A 1,400-nucleotide genomic window follows, 5' to 3' on the forward strand; every position below is an offset into this window, starting at 1 on the left:
GGCTGAAAAGCGGTCCGTAAACGCGAGAACCATGGAAATGCGGCGCCTCAGACCACTCGCAATCCCGAAACGACATTCAAGCTGCCTTCGTCCGTCGGAAATCGCGGTTCTTCGAGGTGTCCAGGTGCCTTGCACACATCCGGCATGGTCGAGCGCACCCAGCCGTTGAGATTTTTGTGTCACAAGGCCAACCAGTTGTGGGCGCGGCTTTCCGCCTCTTTCTCGAGGCACTAACCTCAGTCGAAGCGTCGAACCCATTTCAGCGTTTCGTCCACCTCATCGAGCGGGGGAGGCACGCGGAAATAACCTTTTCGGGAGTAGTCTTCGAAACGGATCGGTTTCACCAGCCCGGCGGCGGGGCGATAAGCCTCAGGGAAGCGGCCGGCATTGACGTCTCCGAGGCTCGGCAGATCGCCCGAGCGGATCAGCACACCGCCGTTAAAGCGGTGAACCGTGATCTCCGCCTGCGATCCGAGCCCCATCGTGATCGCCGCTTCGCCACCGAGTTCATCGACATAGGTCTCGCCGAGAATGGTGAGCCAATTGACGCCGCGAATGCCCCGCGCGCCACCTGTAACTAGGTTGAACTGGGCTGTATCCATGTAATCAAGCCCGGGAAACCGCTTGAGGAACGGAAACGCCCTCGTATCGCGCATCGAATAGGGCGGCGAGTTCATATCGCGCACCATGGAAAGCCCACTCATTCCATGCAGCGGCTTGATGCGGCTGCACCATCGCAGCACGGCTTCGATATAGGCCTCGCGGTGCTCGATCAGCCAGCGTGACGGGAGATAGGTGCTGATGGTTGAAGGTCTCGGTTTCCCGATCGTGCCTCTGGCGCCGCCACCGATCACATGGTGCGTCGGATCACCCGGACGGATCTCGTTCATATAGCCGTACAAGCGTCCGTCGAACCACTGATCCTCGCCGAGCGAGGCCACCACGTCGCGAAAGTGCTCTGGAAACGTGCCGGCTTCGATCCGCTTGGATCGTCTTCCGTCGTTTTCAAGATAATGGCTCATCTTGTCCCGGAAAATCCCGAAATACTCCTCCCAGATGGCGATCATGTTCCGGCGTTGCTCAAGGGTGTGCCCGTCGGGAAAGAAAAGCTCCAGAAACGCCCCGCCGCGCCACAGGGCATTTCCCGTCCTTTCGTGAGTGATGAAGAGATCGTCGAGGCCAAGGATGAGTTCGAGATCGGGGGTCAGCTCTGTCATCACGGCGTTCCTGCAACGCATTTCCACACGGGCGTGGACTCATTACGGATTGATCCATAGGCGCGTAGCGGCGAGTTTGATGCCAGCGAGGTAGTTGTCGGCGCGTTTGTCATAGCGGGTAGCGATGCCCCGCAACTGTTTGAGACGATTGAAGAAGCGCTCGACGAGATTTCTCTGCCGATA

At 58.9% G+C, this 1,400-nt stretch carries 1 protein-coding gene and 1 pseudogene; both read right to left on the minus strand.

Annotated features, from left to right (window positions below; genetic code table 11):
• Positions 1-236 precede the first annotated feature (236 nt).
• On the minus strand, positions 237-1,217 hold the full coding sequence (locus ABRA89_RS20355; RefSeq protein ID WP_349943329.1) for a type VI immunity family protein: 981 nt from the start codon (positions 1,215-1,217) through the stop codon (positions 237-239).
• 42 nt (positions 1,218-1,259) lie between these two features.
• Positions 1,260-1,400: pseudogene (locus ABRA89_RS20360) on the minus strand (IS5/IS1182 family transposase); the annotation flags it as partial.

Origin of the sequence: Fulvimarina thalattae, assembly GCF_040239565.1 — a bacterium.
Classification (GTDB): Bacteria; Pseudomonadota; Alphaproteobacteria; order Rhizobiales; family Rhizobiaceae; genus Fulvimarina.